This window comes from Winogradskyella thalassocola (assembly GCF_900099995.1).
In the GTDB taxonomy this organism is placed as follows: domain Bacteria; phylum Bacteroidota; class Bacteroidia; order Flavobacteriales; family Flavobacteriaceae; genus Winogradskyella; species Winogradskyella thalassocola.
Map to the genome: position 1 here is coordinate 1 of NZ_FNCZ01000029.1, position 1604 is coordinate 1604.

Below are 1604 nucleotides of genomic sequence, written 5' to 3' on the forward strand. Positions count from 1 at the left end.
TGCGTGTATATTAACCTTATTCCTCTCTTTTGTCTTTTCTGATTTATGCTTAAATTTAATTAATTGTAAACTTAAGCCGTATATAATTTATTGCTTGGTCCTCGCCTACTTACGAAAATCCTCGCGGATTTTCTATTCGTTTTTTATTTGTTAACTTAGTTGCTTAACCACGCAACAAACCATATACAAACACGTTGGCAAACATTTAAGAAAAACTGCATAACAAGAGAATGAAGAACTTTTTAATAATTGTTTCAATCCTATTTTTCTGTAATCTGAATTACGGACAAATTGCAGTTATAAAAGATGTTTATGGATTTACAAACGTTCGGAAACTTCCTAAAATTAATTCTGAAGTCATTTATAAACTCAAAGATTCCGAAGTATTTAGTTATCAAGAAAACAAAACAGAATCTGATTGGATAACCGTATATATTTCAAAAAACAAATTCCAATTGGAATGTGGAGAAGACGATACTTTTATGGGTTACATTCATAAAAGTCGTTTATGCCCAATTGAGGATTTGACTAAATACAACGGAACTGAATTTTCATTTGAGTATAAGTTAAAGGAATTTAGTCTGGAAAATAAGATTTCTGATTTTGACGGAAAGTGGCTGACTAAAATTAACGGACGGAGAATTTACGGAACTGACGGAAATATTCCTAAAACAGAAGTTGTTGGAATTGAAACCTCAATAAATGGAAAATCTATTGAGATTCCGAGTATTCTTTACGAGGATATTTTTGAATGCGACAATGTATTTGAAATCAATAAAAACAAGAATGATTATATTGTTCATCAATGGAATAGTGATGGTGCTGGTGGATATTTAATTGTTTGGGTTTTAGGAAACGAGAAATTAAAACAACGACTGATATTAATACCATAAATAAAAAACGATTTGCCAACAATGGCTATAAGTAATTGCTTGTTCTCGCCTACTTCTGAAAATCCTCGCGGATTTTCAGTTTGGTGAGTACTTGCTAAGTTAACCGCTAAACCACGCAACTACTCATAGCCGAGACCGTTGTAAACAATTATGAACGAACACGAAGACTACTTCAGAATTTCCAAAAATGGACACGTTCATACTTTGAGTGACAGAATTCCATTTAAGTGGAAAGAACTAATCGTTTGGACTTCTGCTTCTTTCATAGTGTTGATTTGGTTGCTCGGAATTGGAATCGGAATTTTTGTGGCGATTTTGACTTTAATAGGCTACACTCTTTATCGATTTGCATCTTGGATTTATTACTCGGAATTAAAAATTGACGAGAAAAGCGGAAAAATAATTCGTCTGAAAAAAGTAATCGACCGAACTCATAAAACGGAATTGATAGCCGAAAAATTTGACCCAAACCGATTTGAATACTCGGAATTAACTCGTAGTGGAAAAACGAAATTCTTAATGAATTATCGGATTCATAAAACAATGAGTTACTCATTTTAAAAAATGAAACTGATAAAAATCAGATTGAAAATTATATAAAAGAAAAAATAACTGTTTACAACAAAGTACTGTGCTAAAAAACAAGTAAAATCCCATTAATTTTTCACTAGCGTACTTTTATATGTTGCATCAAATATTAACCCAGATTTT

At 31.5% G+C, this 1604-nt stretch carries 2 protein-coding genes; both read left to right on the plus strand.

Annotation, left to right across the window (positions count from 1 at the left end):
• The first annotated feature begins 230 nt into the window (after positions 1-230).
• A complete protein-coding gene (locus BLT80_RS19800; protein ID WP_092471281.1) occupies positions 231-893 on the plus strand; it encodes a hypothetical protein in 663 nt (220 codons plus the stop codon).
• Between the two features lie 150 nt (positions 894-1043).
• The gene (locus BLT80_RS19810) at positions 1044-1454 is read left to right on the plus strand and encodes a hypothetical protein (protein WP_092471285.1); all 411 of its coding nucleotides are present in this window, start codon (positions 1044-1046) and stop codon (positions 1452-1454) included.
• Positions 1455-1604: the final 150 nt, after the last annotated feature.